At 59.3% G+C, this 25,912-nt stretch carries 23 protein-coding genes; 19 read left to right on the top strand and 4 right to left on the bottom strand.

Features of this window, described 5'->3' with window-relative positions:
• Positions 1 to 144 precede the first annotated feature (144 nt).
• The 16 genes from ACOBR2_RS12700 to ACOBR2_RS12625 all read left to right on the top strand — a co-directional run bounded on the left by ACOBR2_RS12700 (position 145) and on the right by ACOBR2_RS12625 (position 19,138).
• Positions 145 to 450 carry a 4Fe-4S dicluster domain-containing protein gene (locus tag ACOBR2_RS12700; RefSeq protein ID WP_420236482.1) on the top strand — a complete coding sequence of 102 codons (306 nt, stop codon included), beginning with the start codon at positions 145 to 147 and terminating at the stop codon, positions 448 to 450.
• Positions 435 to 1,529, top strand: a complete 1,095-nt coding sequence (gene vorB, locus ACOBR2_RS12695) for a 3-methyl-2-oxobutanoate dehydrogenase subunit VorB (RefSeq protein WP_420236481.1) — start codon at positions 435 to 437, stop codon at positions 1,527 to 1,529. Before ACOBR2_RS12700 ends, vorB begins: the two co-directional genes overlap by 16 nt.
• A complete protein-coding gene (locus ACOBR2_RS12690) occupies positions 1,522 to 2,982 on the top strand; it encodes a 2-oxoacid:acceptor oxidoreductase family protein (RefSeq protein WP_420236480.1) in 1,461 nt (486 codons plus the stop codon). Before vorB ends, ACOBR2_RS12690 begins: the two co-directional genes overlap by 8 nt.
• A 483-nt stretch (positions 2,983 to 3,465) precedes the next feature.
• Complete coding sequence (locus ACOBR2_RS12685; RefSeq protein WP_420236479.1) at positions 3,466 to 6,276, top strand: phosphoesterase; 2,811 nt, start codon at positions 3,466 to 3,468, stop codon at positions 6,274 to 6,276.
• 313 nt (positions 6,277 to 6,589) lie between these two features.
• Complete coding sequence (locus ACOBR2_RS12680; protein WP_420236478.1) at positions 6,590 to 6,961, top strand: NADH-quinone oxidoreductase subunit A; 372 nt, start codon at positions 6,590 to 6,592, stop codon at positions 6,959 to 6,961.
• A 253-nt stretch (positions 6,962 to 7,214) separates the two neighbouring features.
• Positions 7,215 to 7,829 carry an NADH-quinone oxidoreductase subunit B gene (locus ACOBR2_RS12675; protein ID WP_420236477.1) on the top strand — a complete coding sequence of 205 codons (615 nt, stop codon included), beginning with the start codon at positions 7,215 to 7,217 and terminating at the stop codon, positions 7,827 to 7,829.
• Positions 7,829 to 8,491: an NADH-quinone oxidoreductase subunit C gene (locus ACOBR2_RS12670; RefSeq protein WP_420236476.1), complete on the top strand. Its 663-nt coding sequence runs from the start codon at positions 7,829 to 7,831 to the stop codon at positions 8,489 to 8,491. Before ACOBR2_RS12675 ends, ACOBR2_RS12670 begins: the two co-directional genes overlap by 1 nt.
• Positions 8,488 to 9,654, top strand: a complete 1,167-nt coding sequence (locus tag ACOBR2_RS12665) for an NADH-quinone oxidoreductase subunit D (RefSeq protein ID WP_420236475.1) — start codon at positions 8,488 to 8,490, stop codon at positions 9,652 to 9,654. Before ACOBR2_RS12670 ends, ACOBR2_RS12665 begins: the two co-directional genes overlap by 4 nt.
• A 194-nt stretch (positions 9,655 to 9,848) precedes the next feature.
• Complete coding sequence (locus tag ACOBR2_RS12660) at positions 9,849 to 10,466, top strand: 4Fe-4S dicluster domain-containing protein (protein WP_420236474.1); 618 nt, start codon at positions 9,849 to 9,851, stop codon at positions 10,464 to 10,466.
• A gap of 3 nt (positions 10,467 to 10,469) precedes the next feature.
• Positions 10,470 to 11,645: an NADH-quinone oxidoreductase subunit NuoH gene (gene nuoH / locus ACOBR2_RS12655; protein WP_420236473.1), complete on the top strand. Its 1,176-nt coding sequence runs from the start codon at positions 10,470 to 10,472 to the stop codon at positions 11,643 to 11,645.
• 45 nt (positions 11,646 to 11,690) lie between these two features.
• The gene (locus ACOBR2_RS12650; RefSeq protein ID WP_420236472.1) at positions 11,691 to 12,194 is read left to right on the top strand and encodes an NADH-quinone oxidoreductase subunit J; all 504 of its coding nucleotides are present in this window, start codon (positions 11,691 to 11,693) and stop codon (positions 12,192 to 12,194) included.
• A complete protein-coding gene (nuoK, locus tag ACOBR2_RS12645; RefSeq protein ID WP_420236471.1) occupies positions 12,191 to 12,502 on the top strand; it encodes an NADH-quinone oxidoreductase subunit NuoK in 312 nt (103 codons plus the stop codon). Before ACOBR2_RS12650 ends, nuoK begins: the two co-directional genes overlap by 4 nt.
• 5 nt (positions 12,503 to 12,507) lie before the next feature.
• Entirely contained in the window at positions 12,508 to 14,589 is a 2,082-nt protein-coding gene (nuoL, locus tag ACOBR2_RS12640) for an NADH-quinone oxidoreductase subunit L (RefSeq protein WP_420236470.1), read from the top strand.
• Positions 14,586 to 16,103: a complex I subunit 4 family protein gene (locus tag ACOBR2_RS12635; RefSeq protein ID WP_420236469.1), complete on the top strand. Its 1,518-nt coding sequence runs from the start codon at positions 14,586 to 14,588 to the stop codon at positions 16,101 to 16,103. The genes nuoL and ACOBR2_RS12635 overlap by 4 nt, the downstream gene beginning before the upstream one ends.
• Positions 16,104 to 17,612, top strand: coding sequence for a complex I subunit 4 family protein (locus tag ACOBR2_RS12630; RefSeq protein ID WP_420236468.1), 1,509 nt, complete (start codon positions 16,104 to 16,106; stop codon positions 17,610 to 17,612). It begins immediately after the preceding gene.
• Complete coding sequence (locus ACOBR2_RS12625) at positions 17,609 to 19,138, top strand: NADH-quinone oxidoreductase subunit N (RefSeq protein ID WP_420236467.1); 1,530 nt, start codon at positions 17,609 to 17,611, stop codon at positions 19,136 to 19,138. The genes ACOBR2_RS12630 and ACOBR2_RS12625 overlap by 4 nt, the downstream gene beginning before the upstream one ends.
• 135 nt (positions 19,139 to 19,273) lie before the next feature.
• On the opposite strand, the gene tpiA is transcribed toward ACOBR2_RS12625, so the two are convergent.
• Entirely contained in the window at positions 19,274 to 20,026 is a 753-nt protein-coding gene (gene tpiA, locus ACOBR2_RS12620) for a triose-phosphate isomerase (RefSeq protein WP_420236466.1), read from the bottom strand.
• A 148-nt stretch (positions 20,027 to 20,174) separates the two neighbouring features.
• Between tpiA and ACOBR2_RS12615 the strand changes: the two genes are divergently transcribed.
• Positions 20,175 to 21,572 carry an IS1182 family transposase gene (locus tag ACOBR2_RS12615; RefSeq protein WP_420236173.1) on the top strand — a complete coding sequence of 466 codons (1,398 nt, stop codon included), beginning with the start codon at positions 20,175 to 20,177 and terminating at the stop codon, positions 21,570 to 21,572.
• Positions 21,573 to 21,720: 148 nt separating this feature from the next.
• Here ACOBR2_RS12615 and ACOBR2_RS12610 read toward each other — a convergent pair whose 3' ends face one another.
• The gene (locus tag ACOBR2_RS12610; protein ID WP_420236465.1) at positions 21,721 to 22,602 is read right to left on the bottom strand and encodes a LysR family transcriptional regulator; all 882 of its coding nucleotides are present in this window, start codon (positions 22,600 to 22,602) and stop codon (positions 21,721 to 21,723) included.
• Between the two features lie 240 nt (positions 22,603 to 22,842).
• On the opposite strand from ACOBR2_RS12610, the gene ACOBR2_RS12605 reads away from it, so the two are divergent.
• Positions 22,843 to 24,273 (top strand): non-oxidative hydroxyarylic acid decarboxylases subunit C, encoded by a 1,431-nt coding sequence (locus ACOBR2_RS12605; protein WP_420236464.1) that lies wholly within the window; start codon positions 22,843 to 22,845, stop codon positions 24,271 to 24,273.
• The gene (locus ACOBR2_RS12600; RefSeq protein WP_420236463.1) at positions 24,263 to 24,517 is read left to right on the top strand and encodes a non-oxidative hydroxyarylic acid decarboxylases subunit D; all 255 of its coding nucleotides are present in this window, start codon (positions 24,263 to 24,265) and stop codon (positions 24,515 to 24,517) included. The genes ACOBR2_RS12605 and ACOBR2_RS12600 overlap by 11 nt, the downstream gene beginning before the upstream one ends.
• Before the next feature lie 68 nt (positions 24,518 to 24,585).
• Here the strand turns inward: ACOBR2_RS12600 and ACOBR2_RS12595 are convergent, their stop codons facing one another.
• Together ACOBR2_RS12595 and ACOBR2_RS12590 are read right to left on the bottom strand one after the other, a co-directional pair.
• Complete coding sequence (locus tag ACOBR2_RS12595; RefSeq protein WP_420236462.1) at positions 24,586 to 25,203, bottom strand: hypothetical protein; 618 nt, start codon at positions 25,201 to 25,203, stop codon at positions 24,586 to 24,588.
• A gap of 51 nt (positions 25,204 to 25,254) precedes the next feature.
• Positions 25,255 to 25,791 (bottom strand): hypothetical protein, encoded by a 537-nt coding sequence (locus ACOBR2_RS12590; protein ID WP_420236461.1) that lies wholly within the window; start codon positions 25,789 to 25,791, stop codon positions 25,255 to 25,257.
• Positions 25,792 to 25,912 lie beyond the last annotated feature (121 nt).

Genomic DNA, 25,912 nt, shown 5'->3' with positions numbered 1-25,912 from the left:
TTGTGCCGGGGCCGCAGGATGGGGTGATCGCGGTCACGGCAAGGGCCTGTGCGAGGGAAGAGAATAGCCCGGGCTCGAAGGTGTAAAACCGGCATTTTTACATCGGGCCGAATCGCTTTGAGCTACAGGTTGAGGGAAGGTTTCATGACGAATCCGGAGAAAAAAGACCGGGGCAAGCTGGCAATCGATGAGAACGAGTGCAAGGGCTGCACGCTGTGCGTGGCTGCCTGCCCGCCTCATGTGATTGCGCTCCAGGAACATCTGAATCACTACGGCTACCGGACCGCGCAGTATGCGGGCGCAGGCTGCACGGCTTGCGGCATCTGCTTTATGGTGTGCCCGGAGCCGGGAGCCATCACCGTCTTCAAGCTGAACGCGGGCGCCAGGCAAAATACCACCCAAAATACCACTTTGTCCGGGCAAGGAGCTGCCGCATGCGCAAGCAACTGATGAAGGGCAACGAGGCCATTGTGAAGAGCGCGGTGCTGGCCGGTTGTCGTGCGTTTTATGGCTACCCGATTACGCCGGCCAGCGAGATTGCCGAGGCGGCTGCGGAGTTATTGCCCGCCGCAGGCGGTGTGAATGTGCAGGCCGAGAGTGAGGTGGCGGCCATCAACATGCTCTACGGCGCGGCGGCTGCGGGTGTGCGCGCCATGACGGCTTCGAGCGGGCCCGGCATCAGCCTGATGCAGGAGGGGCTGAGCTATATGGCCGGAGCCGAGTTGCCCTGCGTGATTGCCGACATTACCCGTGGCGGACCGGGCCTCGGCAATCTGGGCGCGGAGCAGGGCGACTACAACCAGGTGGTGAAGGGCGGCGGGCACGGCAACTATCGCACGTTGGTGCTGGCACCGCACTCGGTGCAGGAGATGGCTGACCTGACCACGCTGGCCTTTGATCTGGCGGACCGCTATCGCAATCCCGTGGTGCTGCTGGCGGATGGATTCATTGGTCAGATGATGGAGCCGGTGGCCTTTGCACAAGAAGCAACGCTGCCTGATCCGCCGGAGTGGGCGGTGCTGGGGACGAAGGAAACCCGCGGCAATCTGGTGAACTCGCTCTATCTGGATTTTGATGAGATGGAGGCGCATCAGCACAAGCTGGAAGCCAAGTACAAGCTGGCCGAAGAGCGTGAGACGCGCGCTGAAGAAGTCAGCTGCGACGATGCTGAGATTGTGCTGGTGGGTTACGGAATTCTGGGCCGCATTCTGAAGGCGGTGGCGGCTGCCGCGCGCGCCGAGGACCTGAAGGTGGGCGTGCTGCGCCCCATTACGCTTTTCCCCTTTCCGAAGCGCAATCTGGTGCGGCTGGCGGAAACGGCCAAGGTTTTTGCCGTGGTTGAGATGAGCAACGGGCAGATGGTGGACGATGTGCGTCTGGCTCTGAACGGGCGACGTCCGGTGGAGTTTTATAGCCGCGTGGGCGGCCATGTTCCATCGCACAGCGAGGTTCTGGAGTTTGTGCGCAGGTTGGCTGCGCTGCATACGGCGAAAGTCAGGCCGGAAGAGGAGCAGATGGTTCATGTCTAGCATTTCTGATCCCGAATATTCTGTTGCATTCGAGCGGCCCAAGTCGATCTATCCGCATTACGAACGCAAGGCGGAGTTGCAGCATCAGACGCACTTCTGCCCCGGTTGCGGGCATGGAACCATTCACAAGATGGTGGCGCTGGCCATCGACGAGCTGGGTATTCAGGACCGCACCATCATGGTTGGTCCGGTGGGCTGCTCGGTTTTTACCTATCACTATTTTGACGTGGGCCACGTGATGGCGGCGCATGGACGAGCGCCCGCAGTGGCCACGGCGGTGCGCCGCAGCCGGCCTGAGGCGATTGTGCTCAGCTATCAGGGCGACGGCGATCTTTCCGCCATTGGCTCGGCGGAGATTCTGCACGCGGCCAATCGTGGCGAAAACATCACCGTGATTTTTGTGAACAACGCCATCTACAGCATGACCGGCGGGCAGGCCGCGCCCACTACGCTGCTGGGCATGAAGAGCAGCACTACGCCACTGGGGCGCAATGCCGCTACGGAAGGCTATCCGCTGCGCATGAGCGAGCTGCTGGCCACGCTGGAAGCGCCGGTCTACATTGAGCGCGTGGCGCTCGGCAACACGAAGCAGATTCTGGCCGCGGGCCGTGCGATTCGTCGCGCAATGGAGAATCAAGTCAAGGGACTGGGCTTCTCGCTGATCGAGGTGCTCTCGCCCTGCCCCACCCTCTGGAAGAAGTCGGCTGAGGGCTCGCAGGAGTTTGTGCGCGAGGAGATGGAGAAGACCTTTCCGCTGGGCGTCTTCAAAGACAAGACGGAGGAAGTTTCCGCGCCCGAGCCGGGCAGGAACAAGCCAACGCTGGCCGCGATTCCGTCGATTCTGGGTGTGGCGGAGGCGGACTTGCCCGAGGGCCATGCGGAGGCGCTCGATGCGGCTGCATCGGTCAATCTGGAGATTCGCATTGCAGGTTTCGGTGGGCAGGGCGTGCTGCTGCTGGGCGAAATGTTGGCGGAGGCCGGGCTTGACGCTGGGCTGGAAGTTTCCTGGCTGCCGAGTTACGGACCGGAGATGCGTTCGGGAACCTCGAACTGCCACGTGCGGCTCTCGCGTAAACCCATCGATTCGCCGCTGGTGGCGCGGCCGCAGGTGCTGGTGGCCATGAATGAGCCATCGCTGCGCAAGTTCGATATGCAGGTGCCTGCGGGCGGTTGGATTCTTTATAACGGCGCGGAGTTTCCTGCGGATTTGCGCCGGGACGATGTGCACATTCTGGCCGCGCCATTTACGGAGATCGCACACGAGTTGGGCAATCTCCGTGCAGCCAATATGGTGATGCTGGGCGCGCTGCTGGAGGTGGCAGGCAAATTGCCGCAGATCTCGATTGACGCGGCGCTTGGCCGATTGGTGAAGAATCCCAAGTGGGTGGAGTTGGATGAGCGTGCGATTGCGCTGGGCAGAGAAGTGGCGCAGAAGGCCGCGGCGTTGGTTTAAGAGCAGCTCTGATCAACTTCTGTCCGGAGAGCAACGCCTTTTCTCTGGGGCTGAACGGGCTGCGGGAAAACTTTCGGGGCTTTGAGCGCATAAAGTTGTACCTTGGTCCGTGCTTTCCCAGGTTCCAAAAGCGGGACCTGGGGCACCCAGTATGGATATAAATTCAAACGCTCATTTTGCAGAATTTTTGCGGGGGTTGAAACCCCCGCCTCGCTCCGCCACGGGTTTTTCTTTGCATTGAAACATCCTCTTCAAATTGCGGAGGCATAGGGAGATTTACAATCCGGGAAGAATTTCCGGCCCACGGGCTGAGGGGTTGTGTGGAATCGCTGGTTTTTAGAGCATTTTCGGAATACACGTAGACTTTTTAAGGGGCTTGCAAGGTGCCTTTTTCTTGAGGAAAAAGGCACTTAGCATCCTGCTTTCGGTCTACAGCAATTCCGAAAATGCTATAGCCGTTCCACGCGCTCTGCGAGGCTTGCAATGAAGATTCTTTCCCTGGTTTCGGTTGGATGGGCCATTACGGCAAGCTGCGCGGCGCAATCGCTGGATCTGCCCACCAGCAAACAGCTTGTGGGTGAGCTTCCGGGCCATCCGCAGCGGCTGAATAGCCTGCCTATTTCGATGGCCGTTTCGCCGGATGGCCGCTATGTGGTCTCGGTGAATGCGGGCTACGGCACCTTCGAGTCGAACTACGATCAGTCGCTGGCGGTGCTTGATAGCAAAACCGGTGAGCTTGCTGATTTTCCTGATGCGCGCACTCTGACGCGGGTTGCCAAACAGACGCTCTACTCAGGGCTGGCCTTCAGTCGCGATGGTGCGACGCTCTATGTCTCGATGGCCTCGCTGAGCGATCCGGAAGGCAACGGCAAGGACCGCACCGGCTCTGGCATTGCGGTCTACAGCTTCAAGGCGGGCAAGGTTGCGCCGGAAAAGATTCTGCCGCTGCCGATGGTGGAATTGAGCGGGAATCGCAGAACGAATCTGGTGGGCAACAAGCCCGGCACAAAGGGCGTGCCGTACCCGGCGGCGATTGCCGTGGTGGGTGTGGCGGGCCGGGAAAAGCTGCTGGTGGCCGAGAATCTTACCGACGATGTGGTGCTGCTGGACCCCGCGACCGGCGCAGTCGAGCAGCGCTTCGATCTGGCGGAGTCCGACGCCATTCCGTCGACCTATCCGGTGGCGCTGGCCGTGGCGAAGGACGGCAAGCGGGCCTTTGTGGCGCAGTGGAATGCTTCGGAGATCGTGGAGCTGAACCTCGAAAAAAATACAGTTGGTCGCAGGTTGCCGCTGCTGAAGCCGCCGAGCGAAGTTGCGCCGGGCACGCACCCTTGCGCCTTTGAATTTGCGCCCGATGGCCGCACGCTCTATGTGGCGCTGGCCAATCGCGATGCGGTGGCTGCCGTGAATGTGGCGGCGGGTGAGTTTGCCGTGAAGGGCTACTTCGACACGCGACTGCCGCAGCAGAGCTACTTTGGCGCGGAGCCGGTGGCCCTGGCCGCGAGCCCTGACGGTGCGCGGATTTATGTGGCCAATGCGGCCAGCGATGCCGTGGCCGTGCTGGATGCGCACAAGCTGACGGCGAAAGTGGCCAAGCAGACGATGGTGGAACCCGACGGTTTTATTCCCACCGAGTGGATGCCGATGACCCTTGCACTGACTGGCGGCAAGCTCTACATTGCTACCGCCAAGGGGCACGGCACGGGGCCGAACAACCTTCCCCAGCTCATGACCGGGCTGATGCTGAAGAGTGGCGAGCCGCAGCGCAAGACCACGTATATTGCCACGCTGCTCTATGGCTCGCTGGCCACGCTGGAGCTGGCCGATGTGGCGAAGAAGCTGCCCGCGTGGACGGAGAGCGTGATTGCCTCGAACCGCATGAAGGCAGCCGAGGAGAAGGTGGTTTTTGCCGGTGGCGCAACGGGCAAGATCAAGCACGTGCTCTACATCATCAAGGAGAATCGTACTTACGATCAGATTTTTGGCGACCTGGAGCGCAACGGCAAGCCGGTGGGCAATGGCGACAAGAGCCTGACCATGTACGGGGCGGCGATTACCCCCAATCTGCACAAGCTGGCGTTGCAGTTTGGCGTGCTGGACAATTTTTTTGATTCGGGCGAGGTCTCGGGCGATGGTCATGTGTGGTCAATGGCAGCCATCGGCAGTGATTACCTGGAAAAGACCTGGCAGCAGAGCTATCGCGGCGGCCAGCGCACCTATGACTACGAGGGCGTGGTTGCGCAGGGCTATCCGCTGCTGCAGAAGATTCCCGACGTGAACGAACCAGCCTCGGGCTACCTGTGGGGCAATGCCGAAGCGCACGGCAGAACCCACTACAACTTTGGCGAGTACATTGCGTCGGCCTTCTGCGGCGAGTCGGGCAGTGACAATCCGCAACTGGGCCCGGTGCTGGCTGGACCCAAGTGTGTGCACTCCCATTACGCGCCCGGCGAGGCGCTGCCGGAGAACTGGGGCGGTGGAGTGAACCAGTGGCCATGGCCGATTCCGGTGCTGGCTGGCAATACACCCACCAAGCCGGAACTGGTGGGCCATTACGCCGAGGAGTCGCCCGATTTTGAGCTGAGCATTCCTGACCAGATTCGCGCCAGCGTTTTTCTGCGCCATCTGCAGGGCTGGATCGAGGAGCGCAAGGCCGGCCAGGACACGATGCCCAACCTGATTGTGATGCGGCTTGGCAACGACCACACGGCGGGAACGCAGCCGGGCGGGCCGACGCCCAGCGCATCGATTGCCGACAATGATCTGGCTGCCGGTCGCATTGTGGAGGGAATTTCGCACTCGGCTTACTGGGACGACACAGCCATCTTCATGCTGGAGGACGATGCCCAGGCAGGCGGAGACCATGTGGATGCGCACCGCAGCATTGCCCTGGTGATCAGCAAATATGCGCCGCGCGCGGCCGCGGGCGGTCCGGTGGTGGACAGCCGGTTTTATTCTACGGTGAGCGTGATTCGTACCATCGAGTCGTTGCTTGATCTGCCGCCGATGAACAATAACGATGCCTTTGCCTCGTTGATCGGCTCGCTGTTTACCGGCACGGGCGACCAGCCGGCCTTCGCTGCCGACACTGCCAACCGCGACAATGGATTGATCTATAAGGCCAACCAGAAGAACGCCGTGGGAGCCAAGGCCAGCATGAAAATGGACTTTCGCCACGAGGACCGGGCTCCGGTGGAGAAGCTGAACGTGATTCTGTGGAAGGATGCGATGGGATCCCAGCCGGTGCCGGCCATGCTCAAGGTGCACGTCAAGGCCGATAAGGACGACGATTAGAGCATTTTTTATTGAGTCCTGGGCCGGGAGCCCGAAAAGACGCGACCTTTTTCTGGCAGACTGTTTTTTTTCGTGCGTAGAATGAATATTCGCAGTGATTTTGCCGAGGAACAAACCGCCGGTATTTCCGGCGGGTATCTATGAGCGTTGTTGCAGGGGAGAGGTCGAGCTGTGCAAAACTCCGCCTGAACGGTTCATAGAATGGGATGAATGGAAAGAAATTGGAACTGAAAGGCTTTTGGGGCCATCAACTCCATAGCTAGAAAGAGCCAGAAGATGTTACTTTCTGGTAAAAGGGTTTTTTGTGTTCAGAATGGTTTCCACTCCCTACTTCTCCTTGGTGGTTCTGTTCTTGGCGGCGCTTGGGTTCGGTCTGGTGCCGCTTGGCCTTGCGTGGCTATGGGCAAAGTTTTTTTCACCCCAAAAAACGAATCCCATCAAGAACTCCATCTACGAATGCGGCCTGGTCAGTCAGGGCGACGCATGGGTGCAATTTCGCTCGTCGTACTACCTCTACGCGATCATCTTTCTCATCTTTGATGTTGAAGCCGTCTTTTTACTACCGTTCGCGGTCTCGTTTGCGGGACTGGGCGCGGCTGCCTGTGGTGCCATGCTGGTCTTCGTCCTGATGTTGGTCGAAGGTTTGGCCTGGGCCTGGGCCAAGGGCATTTTGACCTGGCAGTAAGAGCGGGAAACAGAGTTTAGGCAAGTGCGCTGGAGTGGTTTGCTGGATGAAGCAGGCGCGCTTTCTTTTCTCACTCGGTGCGGTTCAGCAATGCCGGCCGGGGTTTCTTGCGGGTTGGCGCGGGGTCCCGCCTTTTGAGACGCATCCGCGAAAACAATTTGTTCTGCCGTTGAATTTTTGCAACGTGAGTGCTGTCTACCGGATCCAACCGGCACGGCAACTTCACCCGCACACTTTTTGGAGCATCTACCCGATGGCTGTTGACGAGAACCTGAAGATCGAACTGGGCAAGCAGGGCGTCTTCGTAACCACTTTGCAGGAACTGTATAACTGGGGCCGCCGCAACTCGATCTGGCCCTTGCAGTTCGGCTTGGCCTGCTGCGCAATTGAGATGATTGCCACGACTATGGCCCGCTACGATCTGGCCCGCTTTGGCGCCGAGGTCTTTCGGCCCTCGCCGCGTCAGGCGGATCTGATGATCATCAGCGGTACGGTCACCAAGAAGATGGCCCCGCAGGTGGTGCGTCTGTATAACCAGATGGCCGAGCCGCGCTACGTGATTGCCATGGGCGCTTGCGCCATCAGCGGTGGCCCCTTCAAGCAGGGCTACAACGTGCTGAAGGGCATTGACCGCTACATTCCGGTGGACGTGCACATTCCCGGCTGCCCGCCCCGGCCCGAAGCTTTGTTGCAGGCCTTTATGACGCTGCAGAAGAAGATCGAAGAGCAGCATCTGACCGGCGAAGGGCGTCCGCGCCACCTGGATGCCGAGGCGCAGGGCGAGTTCCCGGTGCCCGATCAGGTCGAGCACGATCTTGAACCGACCGCCAACAAGGGCGTCTGGCCGCTGCTGGAGGTCATCCAGTAATGAAAGTCATGAAAGCGATTGAAGAGATCAAGGCCCAGATTGAGGCTGCCGTCACAGGCGCGCAACTGGAGCTGGTGTTGAACCCCAGTCCCTCGGCACAGCATTCGCTGGTGGTCGATCATGCGCATGCCGTGGCGGTGGCCAAGTATCTGCGCGATGCTGCCGACCTGCAGTTCGACTTCTGCTCGAATGTTTCGGGCGTGGACTGGCTGGACCGCGAAGTGAGCGAAAAGGTCAAGGTCAGCAAGGTTGTGGACGGCGCGGAGCAGGAAGTGGAAGAGACGGTGAAGAGGACGGTCCCCGGCTACCTGGAGTCGGTCTATCACCTGTACTCGATGGCGCTCGGCCATGGGCCGCTGGTGTTGAGGCTGCGCACGGCGAACCGCACCGATCAGGTGGAAGCACCGTCGCTGACGCCCATCTGGCGTTCGGCGGAGTTGCAGGAGCGCGAAGTTTTTGATCTGTACGGCATCGTCTTTACCGGTCATCCGGACCTGCGTCGCCTGCTGATGTGGGATGCGTTCAAGGATCACCCGATGCGCCGCGACTACGTAGAGCCCGACGATTTTGAATACGAACCGACGGCGCACGATCAGGTTTTGAAGCGCGCCGCAGAGCATCGCGCGCAGCTTGCCGCAACTGAGGAAAGGACGGCCCGATGAGCGCTACTCTCGACAAGACAATCGAAGGTTGGAACCGTCCCCCGGTGCTTGTGCCCGATGGCGAGGCCGAGCTGTTGGAAGTGTCCATGGGTCCGCACCATCCTTCGACCCACGGCGTCTTCCGCATGGATGTGGCGCTGGATGGCGAGCAGGTGGTCAAGCTGAGGCCGGTCTTTGGCTATTTGCACCGCAATCACGAGAAGATTGGCGAAGACTCGAGCTATCTGGCGATGATGCCGTATACCGACCGGCTTGACTACATCTGCTCGCTCACCAATAACTGGGCCTATGCGCTCTCGGTGGAGAAGCTGGCGGGCATTCAGGTTCCGGAGCGCGCTGAGTACATTCGCGTAATTCTGGCGGAGATGACCCGCATCCAGAATCATGCTTCGTCGATCGGATTTTTGACGCAGGAGATGGGCTGCAGCGGCACGCCGCTGATGTACGCCTTCCGCGAACGCGAAAAGCTCCTCGACCTCTTCGAGCGGCTGACGGGCTCGCGCATGATGTGCAACTACATGCGCTTTGGCGGCTGCCGCGTGGATGTAGACGAGCCGTGGCTGAACGACGCACGCAAGGTGGTGGCGTCGTTGCCGAACTTCATCGACGAGTTTGAGGCGCTGCTGGGCGGCAACGAGATTCTGATGGCGCGTTGCCAGGGCATGGGCATCATCCCGCCGGATCTGGCCGTGAATGCAGGCCTGACTGGGCCGATGCTGCGCTGCTCGGGCGTGAACTATGACGTGCGCAAGGTGGACGGCTACGGCATTTACGACCGCTTCAACTTTCGCGTGCCGCTTGGCGACCATGGCGACATCTACGATCGCTACATGGTGCGCGTGCTGGAGATGCGTGAGTCGTTGCGCATCCTTGAGCAGGCGCTCAAGGATATTCCGGCTGGTCCCATTGTTGACCCCAAGACCAAGAGCCGTGGCTTCCGTCCCAAGCCGGGCGAGGCCTATGGACGCATTGAATCGCCCAAGGGCGAACTGGGCTTTTATCTGATCAGCGATGGCTCGGGCACGCCGTACAGGTATCGTGTGCGTCCGCCCAGCCTGATCAATCTGACCATCCTCGAAGATATGTGCCTGGGCCATACCGTGGCCGACGTGATTTTGATCTTTGGCTCGGTCGATATTGTGCTGGGGGAAGTGGATCGGTAGGGTCGCTTCTAGCCTCTAGCTTCCAGCTCGTTTGTGCTTGGGCTGAGTGTTGAGGCGATGTGAAAAGAAGCGCGTGGAAGTTGTTTGCGTGAGTTAAGGAATTCTTCAGCTACTGGATGAGCTGGTAGCTGGCAGCTAGAAGCTGGAAGCTGCTTTTGGAGGTCACATTGTACGGCGAAGGAATTTTGAAAGGAATGGCGGAGACGGCCCGAAACTTTTTCGGCAGCTACGTCAGCAAGGAGCGGCTTACGACCGTCGAGTACCCGGAACAACGGGAGGCTCCGATCGAAAACGCGCGCGTCTTCCCCTTCCTTGTCTATGACGAGGGGATGAAGGAGGGCGAGCATGCCGACTGGCTTGCGGGTCTGCGCTGTACCAGCTGCCAGATCTGCGAAAAAGAGTGCCCGCCCAAGTGTATTTACATCGAGAAGTCGAAGGACAAGAAGCTGGATGCTTTTGGTAAGGCGCAGTTCTATCCGGTGCGCTTCGACATTGATATTTCCGTGTGCATGAGCTGCCAGATCTGCGTCGAGGTTTGCCCGTTCGACTCGATCAAGATGGATCAGCAGTTCGAGCTGGCCACGACCGACCGCTTTGACGATTTGCTGATTCCGGTGGAGAAGCTGGCCAAGCCGAACAGCTATTACAACCACATTCATCCCACCGAGGCGGGCGCGGTCGACGAAGAGCGCGCCAAGACCAAGGTCATGCTGGCGGCCAAGGCCAAGGCTGCCGCGGAAGCCGCTGCTGCCAAGGCCGCTGCTGCTGCAACGGCTGCGGAAGCGCCAAAGCCTGCCGGGGAGGGAGCGTAAGCGATGACTCAGACCCTCGATCAGATCTTCATTCTTCTGCGCGACTGGGCGCTTGGATTCTTGCCTGAGTTCCTGCGTCCGCTGGTGGCCGTCGTGATTGGCGTAGTAGCCATTGTGGCAGTCTTTCCGGGCCTGTTTGCGATCATCACGGTGCTGGAGCGCAAGGGCGTGGCCCGCATCCAGAACCGCATCGGTCCCAATCGTGTGGGACCGTTCGGCCTGATGCAGCCGCTGGCCGACGCCGTCAAATCGCTGACCAAGGAAGATATTGTTCCTTCGAGCGCCAACGGCGTGGTGCACTTTCTGGCTCCGGTTGTGTTGGTGGTGGCCACTTTCATGGGCTTTGCCGTGCTGCCGGTGGGCCGCAACATGGTGCTGGTGGATCTGGACTGCGGCCTGCTCTTCTATTTCGCAGCGGGCGCATCGAGCGAAGTGGCGGTCTTCATGGCCGGCTGGTCGAGCCGCAACAAATATTCTTTGCTGGGTGCCATGCGCGCGGTTGCGCAGATGATCAGCTACGAGGTTGTGTTGCTGCTTTCGAGCGTGGCCGTGGTGATGATTACGGGTTCGCTTTCGCTGGTCAAAATTGTTGAGGCGCAGAACCAGTACACGGGAATCTTTCCTCACTGGTACATCTTTACGCCGTGGGGACTGGCGGGCTTTTTGATGTTCGCCATCGCCGCCACGGCTGAGACCAACCGTTCGCCCTTCGATCTTCCGGAAGGCGAATCGGAGCTGGTGGCGGGCTATCACACCGAGTATTCGGGCTTCAAGTTCGCGCTCTTCTTCCTCGGCGAATATTTGGCCATGTTGTCGATTTCGGGCTTGGGCACGACGCTCTTTCTGGGTGGATGGTCGGCGCCCTTCTCGTTCCTCGGCTTTGTTCCGTCGTGGATCTGGTTCTTCGCGAAGATCATGCTTTCCATTTTCGTCTTCATCTGGATGCGCGGCACGCTGCCTCGTCTGCGTCAGGACCAGTTGATGAACTTCGCCTGGAAGTTTGTGCTGCCCTTTACGCTCTTCAACCTGATGGTGACCGCGCTGTGGCGCTTCATGGGCGAGGGCCTGCTGCGCTGGGTGGTCTGCTCGGTTCTGCTGCTGGCCGTCTATGTGGTTCTGGCCCGCACCGGCATGCGCCGTGAGCACTTCGGCCCCCGGAGGTATCGCTATGCTGAGTAATTTTTTTCTGGTTTTGGATCAGAGCTGTGGCAAGGAGAACGTGCGATGAGTTTCGTCTTCTGGATCATTGCGTTTCTCACGGTTGCTGGGGCTCTGGCCGCGGTTCTGCTCAAGAACACGGTGCACTGCGCGCTGGCCGTTACGGTGGCCTTCGCGGGGTTGGCGCTTCTGTTCCTCGGGCTGGATGCGCAGTTTGCCGGCTTTGCGCAGATTCTGGTTTACATCGGCGCGGTGGCCATTCTGGTAGTCTTTGCGATTCTGCTGACGCGCGGCAGCGAAACGCCCAAGGGCTCGGTCTACAGTCGTTATGCGGGCTGGGGACTGGTGGCATCCGCAGCGGTTTTTGCTGTGCTTGGCTGGGCTGTTTTGCAGAGTGCGAGCCTGTTGCCGAATGAGCAGGCGGTGCCGGATGTGAATGTACACGCCATTGGCGATGCTCTGGTGGGCCGTTACGTGCTGCCGCTGGAGATTGTTGCTCTGCTGCTTACCATTGCCACCATCGGCGCGGTCATTGTGGCCATGCACGAGAAGGAGGACGAGCAAGGATGACTCCTTTGACGGCACATCTGCTGGTTGCGGCTCTGCTGTTTGCCATCGGTCTGGCGGGCGCATTAACGCGCCGCAATGCCATTCTGGTGCTGATCGGCATTGAGCTGATGCTGAACGCGGCCAACCTGAACTTTATCGCCTTCTGGCGCTACTCGCCGCACCCCGAGGCTCTGACTGGAATGATGTTTGCAATCTTCTCGATTGCCGTGGCCGCGGCCGAAGCCGCTGTTGGATTGGGACTGGTCATTGCCATCCATCGCCACGCGCACTCTACTGATCTTGACCAGATGAACAGGTTGAAGGGGTGATGACCATGATGATGGAAGGACTCACTCCCTATCCGCAGACCATGACCTGCTGCGCCACGCTGGCCACGCGTATTCTGTGGCTGGTTCCGGCGCTGCCGATTCTGGCTGCGGGCGTGATTGCGCTGCTCAAGCAGCCGCGTCGCAAGACCGCAGCCACTCTCGCCATCGGTTCGATGAGCATTTCGCTGCTGATTTCCATCTTTGCCTTTGCGCATGTGGTGGGCGGCTGGGCGGCGGGCGTTCTGGTGCGCGAGACGGTTCACTTCAGCTGGCTGCAATTCGGCACAACGCAGGTTGAACTGGGCTGGGTGCTGGATCCGCTGGCCGCTGTGATGCTGGTGATGGTCAGCTTTGTTGGTCTGCTGATCTTCATCTACTCCACCGGCTACATGGAGCACGATGAGAACTTCACGCGCTTCTTCTGCTTTCTGGCGTTGTTTGCGGGCGCGATGCTGGGGCTGGTCATCAGCAACTCGCTGCTGCTGCTGTTCATGTGCTGGGAGCTGATGGGCCTGACCTCGTATCTGCTGATCGGCTTCTGGTATCACAAGCCTTCGGCTGCGGCTGCTGCCAAGAAAGCATTTCTGACCACACGCGTCGGTGATATTTTCTTCCTTCTGGGTATTGTCTGGTTGTTTGCACAAACCGGCACACTGCTCTTCTACAACAACGGCGCGGGTTCCATTGAGCACAACGCTCTGGCGATTCTGCTCAGCCAGCCTGCGGCCTTCGGGCTTTCGGCGGCTACGGCCATCGGGCTGCTGCTCTTTGCTGGTGCCGCCGGCAAGAGCGGTCAGTTGCCCTTGCATGTGTGGTTGCCGGACGCGATGGAAGGCCCTACGCCGGTTTCGGCGCTGATTCACGCGGCTACCATGGTTGCGGCAGGCGTCTTTCTGATTGCGCGTGTTTATCCGCTGATGCAGGCGGGTGCACTGACGGGTGGCACCACCACGGCGCTCACTGTCGTTACCTGGGTGGGCGCGTCCACTGCGGTTTTTGCTGCATTAATTGCCATTGCGCAGAACGACATCAAGCGCATCCTCGCCTACTCCACCATTTCGCAGCTCGGCTACATGATGGCTGGTCTGGGCATGGGCGGTGTGGCGGTGGGCATGTTCCACCTGATTACCCACGCCTTCTTCAAGGCGCTACTGTTCATGGGCGCGGGCTCGGTGATTCACGGTAGCCATGAGGAGCAGGATATTCGCAAGATGGGTGGTTTGAAGGCCGACATGCCGTTGACCTTTATTACCTACTCGGCTGGCATGATGGCGCTGGCGGGCTTCGTTCCCTTTGCAGGTTTCTGGTCGAAGGATTCGATTCTGGAATCGGCCTTCGAATGGAAGCTCTCGCATGCGCCTTTCTACATGCTGGTTTTTGGAGCGCTTCTTACCGCGTTTTACATGACGCGTCAGGTTAGCTACGTCTTCTTCGGCCACTGGCGCGGAGAGAAGCCCGCGCATGAAAGCCCTGCCGCAATGACCACGCCGCTGGCTATTTTGGGCTTCTTTGCGATCACGCTTGGTCTGCTCGGAACTCCGGCCTGGCCGTGGTTCAGCGCCTTTCTGAACGGTACGGCCGCGCAGGGTGGGTTGAGTGCGGTGCTGGAGCCGAAGTTGCTGAGCTTGATGGCTTCTTCCACGGTTGTGGTGCTGCTTGGCCTGGTGCTTGGCTGGGCGATCTACGGCAACAAGCCGCTGAAGGCGGAAGCGCCGGACGCGATTGAAAAAGCCGTGCCCCCGGTGTGGGCGGCGTTGCGCGATCGCCTCTACGTGGACGAGTTCTACGGCGTGACCTTCATTGCGCTCTACAAGATCCTGGCGCATGTGGCGGACTTTTTTGATCGATTCATTTGGGGCGGCGCAGTCTGGCTGATGGCGGGCATCTTCCGCGCTTTCGCTCATGTGAATCGCTTCGTTGACAATCAGTTCGTCAACGGAGGCTTTGATAAAACCTGCGAGGAACTGGCCGTTGGCGGCGGGTTGCTGGCGCGTGTGCAGTCGGGCCGCGTGCAGCGCTCTCTGCGCATTCTGGCCATTGCTGTCGTCGTCCTCGCCGCACTTCTTGTCTGGAGCAGCCGGCCATGAGCGGACTTCCTCTTCTGACCTTATTGACCGCGCTGCCGCTGGTAGGCGCGGGGATTGCAATCATTGCGGGCCGTCGTGCGCGTGCTGTGGCCATGCTGGCCACCATCGCCAGTCTGGCGCTGGCTCTGTTTGTCTGGACGCAGATTCCGGCCGATGGCTCGATTGGTTTGATCGAACGCATTGCCTGGGTTCCCTCGCTGGGTATTGAATACAACCTGGGCGTGGACGGACTGGGCGCGTTGATGCTGGTGCTTTCGGCCATTGTCGCGCTGATGTCGATTGACGCAGCCCACCGGGTGCATCATGCGCCGAATCTCTACTTCGCGCTGGTGCTTCTGCTGGAGTCGGGACTCTTTGGCGCATTCACGGCGCTGAATTTTTACCACTGGTTCTTGTTCTGGGAGCTGAGCCTGATTCCGGCTTTCTTCCTGATCAAGCTGTGGGGCGGGCCGAAGCGCGGTCGGGCGGCCACGCAGTTCTTCGTCTACACCATGGCGGGCTCGGCGTTTCTGCTGATCAGCTTTCTGGCCGTCTTTCTTTCCACCGGATCGATGGACTTCATGCACCTGAGCCTGCTGGCTTCCACCGGCGAACTGGAGCAGCAGATCACGGCGCACCTTGGCCCGGTCTCGCTCTGGCTGGCGATTGGCGTACTGGCGGGTTTTGCGGTGAAGGTGCCACTGGCGCCTTTCCATACGTGGCTGCCCGAGGCTTACAGTGAAGCGCCTTCGCCGGTGACGATGCTGCTGACGGGCGCGATGTCGAAGATGGGTCTCTACGGTCTGCTGCGCATTGCACTGCCGCTCTTTGGCGCGCAGATTGCCCAGATTCGTACCCCGCTGCTGATCCTCTCCGTGCTTACCGTGGTGATGGGCGCATGGGCCGCAGCCGCGCAGAAGGATCTGAAGAAGGTCTTCGCGTATTCGTCGGTGAATCACCTGGGCTATTGCCTGTTGGCCATTTTTGCGCTGGCAATTCCCACGACGAGCGCCGGAGTGCAGGCCTCGCAGGCGGCCGCCTTCAATGGCGTCATTTTGCAGATGTTCAATCACGGCATCACGGCCGCCGCGCTCTTCTGGTTCATCTCAATGCTGCAGCTTCGCTCCGGCGGCGCGCGCGGAATCGATGACTTTGGCGGCATCCGCAAGCCTGCTCCGGTCTTTGCGGGTCTGATGGGCGTTGTGATCTTCAGCTCGCTCGGTCTTCCCGGCCTGAACGGCTTCGTGGGCGAGTTCCTGATTTTCCGCGGAGTTTTTTCTTTGTCCTGGTGGAGCGCGACGATCAGTGTACTTGGTTTGCTGATCACTGCAACCTTCCTGCTCACCGTGATTCAGCGCGTTTTTGCCGGACCTACGAACGAGCGCACGGCTACGTTTGCGGATCTGCATACGAACGAGCGTCTGGCGCTGGCACCGGTCATCGCTCTCATGTTCCTGCTTGGCCTTGTGCCCCGGCTGGTGGTGGACAGCGTCAATCCCACGGTTCAATACCTGCTGGCGCACTGGAGATTCTAGATGTTGGCTTGGACGATTTATCTCTCGTTTGCCGGAGCTCTGCTTTCGGCGCTTGTGCCTGAAGGCCGCGCACAACTGGCGCGCTGGCTGGCGCTCAGTTGCGCCGTGGCTGGCCTTGCCGTCGCGGTTGTTGGCTACTTCAGCGCGATGGGGCAGGGCCGCATTGTGGCGGTTGACGCTGCGTGGATTCCCGCCATGGGCATTCGCTACACGCTGGCCGCCGACGGCATCAGCCGCGTGCTGGTGTTGCTGACCGGTCTGGCTTCGGTCTCGGGTGTGCTCTTCAGCTGGAACATTGAAAAGCGCACCGGGCACTTTTTCGCCTTCTTTCTGGCTTTGATCGGCGGCGTCTACGGCGTCTTTCTCAGCTACGATCTCTTTCTGCTCTTCGTCTTTTATGAGATCGCGATCGTGCCCAAGTACTTCCTGATTGCCATCTGGGGATCGACCCGCCGCGAATACGGCGCGATGAAGCTGGCGCTCTATTCCTTCGTTGGATCTTCGATGGTGCTGATTGGCATGCTGGCCGTTTACACCGCTACTGGCGCGCACACCATGAGCCTCGTCGATCTGTCGCACGCCAATCTTCCGGTCGGCTTTCAGTTGGCGTTCTTCCCGCTGGTTTTTGTAGGTTTTGCGATTCTGGCGGGCATGTGGCCCTTCCACACCTGGGCTCCTACCGGCCACGTGGCCGCGCCTACGGGCGCTTCCATGCTGCTGGCTGGTGTGGTGATGAAGCTGGGTGCGTACGGCTGCCTGCGCGTGGGTCTGGGCCTGTTTCCGCACGGGCTTGATCCGTGGGGCATCAGCTTTCTGGGCATCGGCTCGTGGCGCGACGTCTTTGCGCTGCTGGCGGTGATCGGCATTCTCTACGGAGCGCTGGTCGCACTGGTGCAGTCGGACTTCAAGTTTGTGATTGGCTACTCCAGCGTGAGCCACATGGGCTTTGTGATTCTCGGCCTGATGACGCTGAACCAGATTGGCCTGGACGGCGCGGTGCTGCAGATGTTTTCGCACGGCATCATTGCCGGATTGCTTTTCGGTATTGTGGGCCGCATCGTATACGAGCGGACGCATACACGCCAGTTGGATGAGCTGGAAACCATGAACCTTTCGCGACGTCTGCCCTTTGCTGCGGGAGCCTTTGTGGTGGCTGGCATGGCCTCGATGGGCCTGCCCGGCTTCTCGGGCTTCATTGCTGAGTTGCAGGTGATTGTGGGCAGTTGGAAGCTGAACCCGGTGTGGACCATCGCCACCGCGGTCGGCATCGTGATCGGCGTGGCCTACACTTGGCGCGCGCTGCAGAAGGCTTTCTTCTCTGACAAGCAGCCGACGGCGGAGGATCATCCCAAGACCGGCTGGCACGATCTGGCTGCCATCACCTGGCCGGAGTACGCGGGCGTGGGCCTTCTCACCTTCGTCAGCCTTGCGGTTGGCCTTTATCCCCGCATTCTGCTTGACTCCATCGAACCCGCCGTGAAGGCTCTGCTTGCCGGAGGAATCCAATGAACTACGCTGACCTCTTCCGCGTCACGCTGCCCGAGACGGCGCTTGAAATTGCTGCTCTGCTCGTCCTCTTTGTGGACCTTTCTTTTGTGCGCAAGGCGGCATTGAAGACGCGCGTTGCCGTGGCCTCGTTGCTGGGCATTGCCGGTTGCGCCGTGGCGCTTTTCTTCCTTTCCTGCGCAGGCACAGCGGGCTTCAGCTTTGAAGGCAATCTGCTGCTGGCTTCAAGCGGCGCAGCGGCCATTGCGCAGGTGGGCGTACTCGCGCTCACCATCCTGACGCTGCTGTTGTTTGTGGGTTCCACGTTTACCCGTCACGCGGGTGAGTACGTGGCTGTGGTGCTGATGGCTGCCGCGGGCGGTCTGGTGGTCAGCGCCGCGCAGGATCTACTGATTATCTTCATCGGACTGGAACTGCTTTCGCTGGGCCTCTACATTTTGACGGCCTTCAACAAGCATTCGGGCGCAAGCGCCGAGGCCGCGCTCAAGTACTACCTGTTTGGCGGCATGAGTGCGGCTTTCCTGCTCTTCGGCTTCAGCTACTTCTACGGCCTGACGGGTTCGACGAACCTGAGCCAGATCTTTACCACGCTGGCCGTCAGCAATACCGGTTCCACGCCGCTGCTGCTGGTGGCCATCATTCTGGTGGTTGCAGGCCTGGGCTTCAAGGTGGCGGCGGTGCCGTTCCACCTGTGGGCGCCCGACGCTTACGAAGGCGCACCGGCTCCGGCCGCGGCCTTTATCGCTTCAGTCTCCAAGGTGGCCAGCTTTACGCTGCTGCTGAACTTTGGCCTTAGCAATCAGCAACTGTTGCTTACGCAGAATGCTGGGTTTGCCAAGATCAACGCCTATGTTGGCCTGCTGCACTTCCAGAACTCCTGGATGGCCGTGCTCTGGTTCATGGCCGCACTCTCCATCGTGGTGGGCAATCTGGCCGCGCTGGCGCAGATCAGCGTGCGTCGCCTGCTGGCCTACTCCGCCATTGCGCACGCCGGCTATGTGCTGCTGGGTGTGCCGCGCTCGGGAGGGGGTGTTTCACCCTTTGCGGGCGGAACGCAGGCTGCGGTGCTCTATTACGTGATTACCTACGGCCTGACCACCATCGGCGCATTCGGTGCGGTTGCCGTGGTGGAACGCGCTACCGGCAGTGACAAGCTGGACGCATTCCTCGGCCTGCACAAGCGCAATCCGTTGCTGGCCGCAGTATTGATGGTCTTTTTCCTCTCACTGGCGGGCATTCCGCCGTTGGTGGGCTTCTGGGCCAAGTTCAACCTGTTTGCCGCGGTGCTTACCGTGGGCGCGGGGCCGATTCCCTTCGCATTGGTGGCACTGGCTATCGCCATGAGCGCTGTCTCTCTCTACTACTACCTGCAGGTGCTCAAGCGGGTTTACGTGATGCCTGCCATCGACGAGTCGCCCATCCAGGCGCACCCCGTTACACTGCTCACGCTGGTTGCGATTGCCGCGGCCATTGTGGCCTGCGGCTGCTTCCCGTCGACTCTTGAAAGCTGGATTGCCAGCGCTTTCTAACCACGGCGTGGGGCAATATTTTGGATGAGAGAAGTGGCATAATCAACAGCAAACGGCCCGAAGCAATCGCTTCGGGCCGTTTCTTTTACTTAAGCAAACAGGCAGAACAAACAAGCTGTCTTGCTGACTCGCTCGTTAGTACTTGACGATCTTCTCGAAGGAATCGGCCTTCAGGCTGGCTCCGCCGACGAGTGCGCCGTCGATGTTGGGCTGATTCAGCAGGGAGGAAGCGTTCTCCGGCTTCACGCTGCCGCCGTACAGAATGCGGACGTCTGCGGCGACTTTGGCACCGAGCAGCTTTTCGACTACCGAGCGGACGACCTTGTGGGTTTCTTCGGCCATCTCAGGCGTGGCGGTTTTGCCGGTGCCGATGGCCCAAACCGGCTCATAGGCAATGACGATGGGCTTGGCAGCCTCGGCGGTGATGCCGGCCAAAGCGCCTTCAAGCTGGGTCGTCAGCACGGCGGCCGTTTTGCCTGACTCGCGCTCGGCAAGTACTTCACCAATGCAGACGACCGGCACAATACCGGCTTCGAGGGCAGCCTTGAGCTTTTTGTTAACGATTTCATCAGTCTCGGCAAAATACTGGCGGCGCTCCGAGTGGCCGATCAGGGTGTGGGTGCCTCCGATGGCTTTCAACTGACCGATCGAGGTTTCACCGGTGTAGGCACCCTCGGCGGCAAAGTGGATATTCTGTGCGCCAACGGCTACGTTGGAACCCTTGGCGGCTTCAATGACCGTGGGCAACAGAACCGGCGAAGGGAACAGCGCGATTTCGTCGCGGGTGTGGCCCTTGACCAGAGGCAGGAACGCATCTACGAACGCCTTGGCTTCAACAGGCGTCTTGTACATCTTCCAGTTGGCGGCAATCAGTGCTTTACGGGGCATTGGATTCTCCTCGCAATCGATTTTATTATATCGATTTAGTCCCTGGGGTGATGGCGGGCACAGGGCGATTCTCACCCTAGGAGTCTGTCGCCCATAGAATTGCCCGAGGTCCTGGTCCAGACCAGGCCCAGCAGATTACGATTTTGTTATGGGCCAGAACTTCCTTCCAGACACGGTCAACCAGACGCTTCTGTTTCCACCCAGCCTTCACGACTGGCTACCTGACGGCCATTTGGCTCGTTTTGTCGTGGATGTGGTTTCGGCATTGGATCTTGAATCGATCTATGCTTCGTATCGCGAGAAGGATGGTCGCGGCCAGTCGGCTTATGCTCCGGAGATGATGGTTCGCCTTCTTTTGTACGGTTATGCCACGGGCGTTTACAGCTCACGCAGGCTTGAGAAGCATACCTGGGAAGACGTGGCATTTCGCTATCTTTCCGGCGACCAGCATCCGGACCACGCCACGCTGGCCGAGTTTCGCAAACGGCATCTGGCTGCGCTGTCCGAACTGTTCACGCAGGCCTTGTTGCTGTGCGCAAAAGCCGGTCTGGTTAAGCTGGGTCATGTGTCGATCGATGGAACAAAGATCAGGGCGAACGCCAGCAAGCACAAGGCGATGAGCTACCAGCGCATGACCGAGAGCGAGGCGCGCCTGAAGCAGGAAATCAACGCTCTGTTGGCTGCTGCGGAAAAAGCGGATGCCGACGAGGACGCGCAGTACGGCAAGGATCGGAACGGCGAAGAACTTCCCGACGAGTTACAGCGACGCGAGAGCCGGTTGCAGAAGATTCGCGAAGCGAAGCAGGCACTCGAAGACGAGGCCCGCGAGAAGGCTGAGCAGAAACTTGCTGAAGCAGAAAAGAAACAGGCTGACGAGGAAGAAGATCGTCGCGCGGGCAAAAAGAAACGTGGTCGCAAGTCGAATCCCCCTGATCCGGACAAGGCAAAACCCGCAGACAAGGATCAGCGCAACTTCACGGATCCGGAGAGCCGCATCATGCCGGATGGCGCCAATAAAGGCAGCTTTTTACAGGCTTATAATGCGCAGATCGCGGTCGATTCCATCGCGCAGGTAATCGTGGCCGCCGCGGTTACGCAGGAGACGAACGACAAAAAACAATTACTGCCGATGGTGGCACAGATCGAAAAGAATCTTGCCCAAAAGCCCGAGAAAGTCAGCGCTGATACCGGCTACTTCAGCGAAGCAAATGTGACCGACGCAACGGTAGCTGAAATCGACTTATACATCGCCACAGGCCGCGACAAACATAGTGATCCAACGGAGATAGCCTGTGGTGAAGCCCCGTCAGATGCAACGGCACGAGAACAAATGCAACATAAGTTGAAGACCGAGGCCGGACGCGCAGTCTACAAAAGACGCAAGGCGATCGTGGAACCGGTCTTTGGACAAATCAAGGAGTGCCGCGGTTTTCGTCGCTTCAGCATGCGCGGCAAACAGAATGTGAGCGGAGAGTGGAGGCTGGTGTGCGCGGTCAGCAATCTGTTGAAGCTCTTTCGCTCCGGATGGGCACTGCAAAACGCGTAAAAACAACGAAAGATCAGAATCCGAATCAGAGTCGCGCCTCAAAGATACGGTGCGGTAGAGAAAAACTGACAGCAACAGACAAATCCAGTACTGCGCAGCCAGGCCGACATCTCCTGCAAAAATCGCAAACGCTATGAGCGACAGACTCCTAGGTTATCTTTTTTGCCAGACGTCGCAACTGCGCGATGGCAGGAGCCTGATTCTGCAGGGACCAGATCAGATTGCGCTCGATTTCGATGCTTTCCCCGCGCAGGGGCAAATAAACAACATCCTTGCGGGGCAGGGCAATGGAGGGCGGAACAATGGCTACGCCTGCCCCGGTTGCAACCAGGCCGATGAGCGTCTGCATGCTGGGGGCCATGGTGTTGATGCGGTGAACGATGCCGTGGCGCGCGCAGGCCATGCTGAAGGCTTCGTAGAGTCCGAAAAAACTGGTCTTTTGCGGAATGAGAAGGGTTTCGTCTTCCAGTTCGTCGAGGGAGACGCCTCGCCGTTTGCGCGCTAGCCGATGCTGCGCGGGCAAGGCCAGCACGCAGGATTCGCGCTCAATCAACTGGCACTCCAGAGAGGGATCGTGGATGGTTCCGTGCAGAATCGCTACGTCGAGCGATTCCGCACGCATGGCCGCAACCAGTGCGTCGGGAGTGAATTCGCGAAAAATCAGCTGAGTTTCAGGGCTGGTGGCGCGAAACTTGCTCAACAGCTCGGGAAGGACGCCGTAAAGGCCGGAACTGGTAAAGCCGACGATCAGCGATTGCTGCTTGTTGCGTGCAATGCGAATCGTCGAGCTGACGGCCTGCTCCAGTGTCTGTAAGGTCTGCCGGGCGCGATCATAAAAATTATGGCCAGCCGGGGTCAATTCCACTCGGCGCGTACTGCGCACGATCAGTGGCGTTCCCACCTCCTCTTCCAGTTGCCGGATGCTCTGGCTGAGCGCGGGCTGAGCCAGATGCAACAGTTGGGCGGCGCGCGTGAAGTGCAGCTCTTCAGCCACGGCGGCAAAGCAGCGCAGATGCCGGATTTCGATCATGATTTATAAGAATAAACGATCAATCTGGAGAAACAAAGAATCATTGCCCGTCAGGTCCAGGCGGATAATCAACTCAAGAGCAAAGGCTGGACTTCAGAGCAAAATCAGGAAAGGTAGCCCCAGAAAAATCGTGCAAGGTTGCCGTTCCCTGATGGTCACGGCAACTTTGGAGTTGTGGCTTGCGGGTACGGCATCCCTGATTTTGCTCTAGCGCTCCAGCCCTGTCCTGAAGGAGTGATTATGGCGTTTGCAACACTACGCGATTTTTTGTCGGAACTTGAACGGCAGGGCCAGCTCTTGCGCATTCAAGAGGAAACCCCACTGGAGCCGGATTTGGGCGCGGCAGGCCGGGCGATCAGCAATCTGGTGAAGGATACGGCCCCCGCACTGCTGTTTGAAAAGCTGCAGGGCTACACGGATGCGCGCATTGCGTTGAACGTGCATGGTTCGTGGAGCAATCACGCCATCATGATGGGTATGCCGAAAGATACTCCTGTCAAAGAGCAGTTTTACGAGTTTGTGCGTCGCTACCAGAGCTTTCCCGGCGAAGTGGTGGAGCGTGCCAATGCGCCTTGGCAAGAGGTCGTCGTTGAAGGCGCGGAGAATATCAATCTTTTCGAAGTGCTTCCCCTTTTCCGCCTGAACCGCAACGACGGCGGTTTTTATCTGGACAAGACCTGTGTGGTGAGCCGCGATCCGGATGATCCGGAGAATGTGGACAAGCAGAATGTGGGCATCTACCGCCTGCAGGTCAAGGGCCGCAATCGCATTGGCATTCAGCCGGTGCCGGAGCATGACATTGCCATCCACTTTACGCATGCTGAAGAGCGCGGCGAAGATCTGAAGGTGGCCATTGCCATTAGCAATGAGCCGATCATCAGCGTAGTGGCCGGCATGCCCATTCTTCCCGCGCAGTCGGAGTACAAGATGGCCGCCGTGCTGCAGGGCGAGCCTTACCCGATTGTGCATTCGAGCTACAGCAATCTGGATTTGCCGTGGGGCTCCGAGGTGGTGCTGGAGGGCGTGATGCGGGCTGGCGTGCGCGAGATGGAAGGTCCGTTTGGCGAATTTACCGGGCATTATTCCGGTGCGCGTCGCATGCCGGTCATCGAGATTACCCGCATGTCGTACCGCCGCAATCCACTTTTTGAGCCGCTGTATCTGGGCATGCCCTGGACCGAAATCGATTACTACATGGGCATCAACACCAGCGCGCCGCTCTATGTGCAGTTGAAGGAAAGTTTTCCGGAAGTGGTAGCCGTGAATGCCATGTACACGCATGGTCTGGTGGTGATTATCTCCACCAAGAGCCGCTTTGGAGGCTTTGCAAAGTCGGTGGGCATGCGCGCCATGACCACGCCCCACGGGCTTGGTTATGCCAAGGTGGTCATCATGGTGGATGAGACGATTGATCCCTTCGATCTGAATCAGGTGATGTGGGCGATCTCAACGAAGATGCACCCCAAGTACGATCTTGTGACGATTCCCAATCTTTCTGTTTTGCCGCTCGATCCAGGTTCCGAGCCGATCGGCATCACCGACAAGCTGATTATCGATGCCACTACGCCGATTGCTCCCGAGACGCGTGGCCACTACGATCAGCCGCTCGATACACCGCTCCACACGGAGATCTGGGAGAACAAGCTGAAGGAGTTACTCCATGGCAAATAATGCGTCTGCTCTGCCTGTGTGCCCGCGTTGCGAGTCCCACAAGACCGAAATCGTGACCAAGTCGCCGGTGGAAGGTGTTTGGGAGGTGTATAACTGCCCGGTATGTTTCTATAGCTGGCGTTCCACCGAGCCCGAGTATGCCACCAGCGTCGAACATTACAATCCACACTTCAAAATCCGTCCGGAAGATATTCCGCACTTCATCGTGGTGCCGTCGATTCCGGCGCGGCGAGTTACAAAGTAACTCTGTTGCTGAAAGATAAAAAGACCGCCTCAGGGGCGGTCTTTTTATCTTTGTTTTTTTTGGGCAAATTATTTGCGGCGCAGATCACTTACGTCATGCGGTACTTCGCCATTCCAGAAGGCTTCGCGATGACCGGGATCGCCTAGATCCATGCTGAAGTTGCGCCAGATGTCTTCTTCCAGAACGGCCATGTTCCAACTGCCGGAAACCGTGTCAGCGAACTGCCAGAGGATGTGGTAGCCCTCTTCGTTGGTAAAGCCCTCGTGGTCGGCCTGCAGAATCGCTTCGCCGCGTGCCCAGAGCCCATGGCGCAATGCATGCAGCGCGGCCGAGCCCTCTTCGGTCTCCCATCCGTTCAAGTGCTGGAAGACGTAGACGGTCTGGACCTGCTCCATGAAGTCTTCCAGCCAGCGCAGAGCGCTTTCTGGTTTGGCATCGCAGGCATCTTCCAGCAGGTCGGCGATTTCATCTTGCCCGGTGGAGCCGTCGAAGACCGGATTGCGGGTGAGCGCGGCAATCTCAATGCCATCGACGGTGGTCAGCAGCAGGGAATTCCACTCCCCGTCTTCGTCTGTCTCTTCAACCTCAATCCGGCAGCCGGGATGCTCGCGGAGCAACAACTCCTCCAGTTCCTCCAGCTCCGGGATCGTGTCCAGACGGCTCAGGACACGTGTGAAATAGCCCATGGGAAAACCTCCATCGCCGAGCATAGCAGAAACGCGGAGAGCAGAGGCTGTCTACCTGTCTTGATCGATCCACAGGTTCATCATGCCGCGGGATGTGTCGTTCAGCGAACCGGTGGGGGTGCGGTTGGCGGTCAGGCCGGGGAAGTTGGCTTCGAGCGCCTGTAGCACCTGTTTGGTCTGCGCTTCGTCCAGATAGGGCAGCAGGCAGTGGTAGGCCTCGGGCACAAAGACGTAGAGGCCGCAGGGATCGTCCTCATCGCCGGGGTCGTACTGCATCAACTGCACATCGGAGAAGGGAAGTGTGAGCGTGTTGCGGCCCTCGGTACGCAGTTCGCCTGCGCCTGCGTAGAGCGTGATGGTGTTGCGACGACGGCGGGCATGCAGGTAGCCCACAGCCAGCAGCAGAGCACCCACGGCAGCTACAGCTTGCGCCATCTTGCCGCCATCCTCCCAGAGCAGACAGAGCAGCAGCAGCGCTACGATAAATGCGGCAATCTGCTCCACCAGGGAGTTTTCACGCACGGCCTGCACCGTTAGTGCGCCGTTCTGCTCGTCGAGGGTGAGGTCGATGTGGCGGGAAGAAAGCATGGGGGTATTGTAACGGGGGCGAGTCAGCGAGTCAGCGGGTCGGCAGGTCAGCGTTGTTGGCGGCGTGCTGAAGGTGTGCCCCTTCAAAACAAGGCCTGACCGAGGGGGCTGCGTGTACTGA

Source organism: Telmatobacter bradus (assembly GCF_048629425.1).
GTDB lineage: Bacteria > Acidobacteriota > Terriglobia > Terriglobales > Acidobacteriaceae > Telmatobacter > Telmatobacter bradus.
This window is presented reverse-complemented; position numbering and strand designations above follow the sequence as displayed.

Coding starts and splice junctions, on each gene's coding strand:
- vorB (WP_420236481.1), top strand. CDS start 435: ATGCGCAAGCAACTGATGAAGGGCAACGAGGCCATTGTGAAGAGCGCG.
- ACOBR2_RS12690 (WP_420236480.1), top strand. CDS start 1,522: ATGTCTAGCATTTCTGATCCCGAATATTCTGTTGCATTCGAGCGGCCC.
- ACOBR2_RS12610 (WP_420236465.1), bottom strand. CDS start 22,602: ATGATCGAAATCCGGCATCTGCGCTGCTTTGCCGCCGTGGCTGAAGAG.
- nuoL (WP_420236470.1), top strand. CDS start 12,508: ATGATGATGGAAGGACTCACTCCCTATCCGCAGACCATGACCTGCTGC.
- ACOBR2_RS12700 (WP_420236482.1), top strand. CDS start 145: ATGACGAATCCGGAGAAAAAAGACCGGGGCAAGCTGGCAATCGATGAG.
- nuoK (WP_420236471.1), top strand. CDS start 12,191: ATGACTCCTTTGACGGCACATCTGCTGGTTGCGGCTCTGCTGTTTGCC.
- ACOBR2_RS12615 (WP_420236173.1), top strand. CDS start 20,175: ATGGGCCAGAACTTCCTTCCAGACACGGTCAACCAGACGCTTCTGTTT.
- ACOBR2_RS12675 (WP_420236477.1), top strand. CDS start 7,215: ATGGCTGTTGACGAGAACCTGAAGATCGAACTGGGCAAGCAGGGCGTC.
- ACOBR2_RS12680 (WP_420236478.1), top strand. CDS start 6,590: ATGGTTTCCACTCCCTACTTCTCCTTGGTGGTTCTGTTCTTGGCGGCG.
- nuoH (WP_420236473.1), top strand. CDS start 10,470: ATGACTCAGACCCTCGATCAGATCTTCATTCTTCTGCGCGACTGGGCG.
- ACOBR2_RS12630 (WP_420236468.1), top strand. CDS start 16,104: ATGTTGGCTTGGACGATTTATCTCTCGTTTGCCGGAGCTCTGCTTTCG.
- ACOBR2_RS12650 (WP_420236472.1), top strand. CDS start 11,691: ATGAGTTTCGTCTTCTGGATCATTGCGTTTCTCACGGTTGCTGGGGCT.
- tpiA (WP_420236466.1), bottom strand. CDS start 20,026: ATGCCCCGTAAAGCACTGATTGCCGCCAACTGGAAGATGTACAAGACG.
- ACOBR2_RS12600 (WP_420236463.1), top strand. CDS start 24,263: ATGGCAAATAATGCGTCTGCTCTGCCTGTGTGCCCGCGTTGCGAGTCC.
- ACOBR2_RS12665 (WP_420236475.1), top strand. CDS start 8,488: ATGAGCGCTACTCTCGACAAGACAATCGAAGGTTGGAACCGTCCCCCG.
- ACOBR2_RS12590 (WP_420236461.1), bottom strand. CDS start 25,791: ATGCTTTCTTCCCGCCACATCGACCTCACCCTCGACGAGCAGAACGGC.
- ACOBR2_RS12595 (WP_420236462.1), bottom strand. CDS start 25,203: ATGGGCTATTTCACACGTGTCCTGAGCCGTCTGGACACGATCCCGGAG.
- ACOBR2_RS12625 (WP_420236467.1), top strand. CDS start 17,609: ATGAACTACGCTGACCTCTTCCGCGTCACGCTGCCCGAGACGGCGCTT.
- ACOBR2_RS12635 (WP_420236469.1), top strand. CDS start 14,586: ATGAGCGGACTTCCTCTTCTGACCTTATTGACCGCGCTGCCGCTGGTA.
- ACOBR2_RS12660 (WP_420236474.1), top strand. CDS start 9,849: ATGGCGGAGACGGCCCGAAACTTTTTCGGCAGCTACGTCAGCAAGGAG.
- ACOBR2_RS12670 (WP_420236476.1), top strand. CDS start 7,829: ATGAAAGTCATGAAAGCGATTGAAGAGATCAAGGCCCAGATTGAGGCT.
- ACOBR2_RS12685 (WP_420236479.1), top strand. CDS start 3,466: ATGAAGATTCTTTCCCTGGTTTCGGTTGGATGGGCCATTACGGCAAGC.
- ACOBR2_RS12605 (WP_420236464.1), top strand. CDS start 22,843: ATGGCGTTTGCAACACTACGCGATTTTTTGTCGGAACTTGAACGGCAG.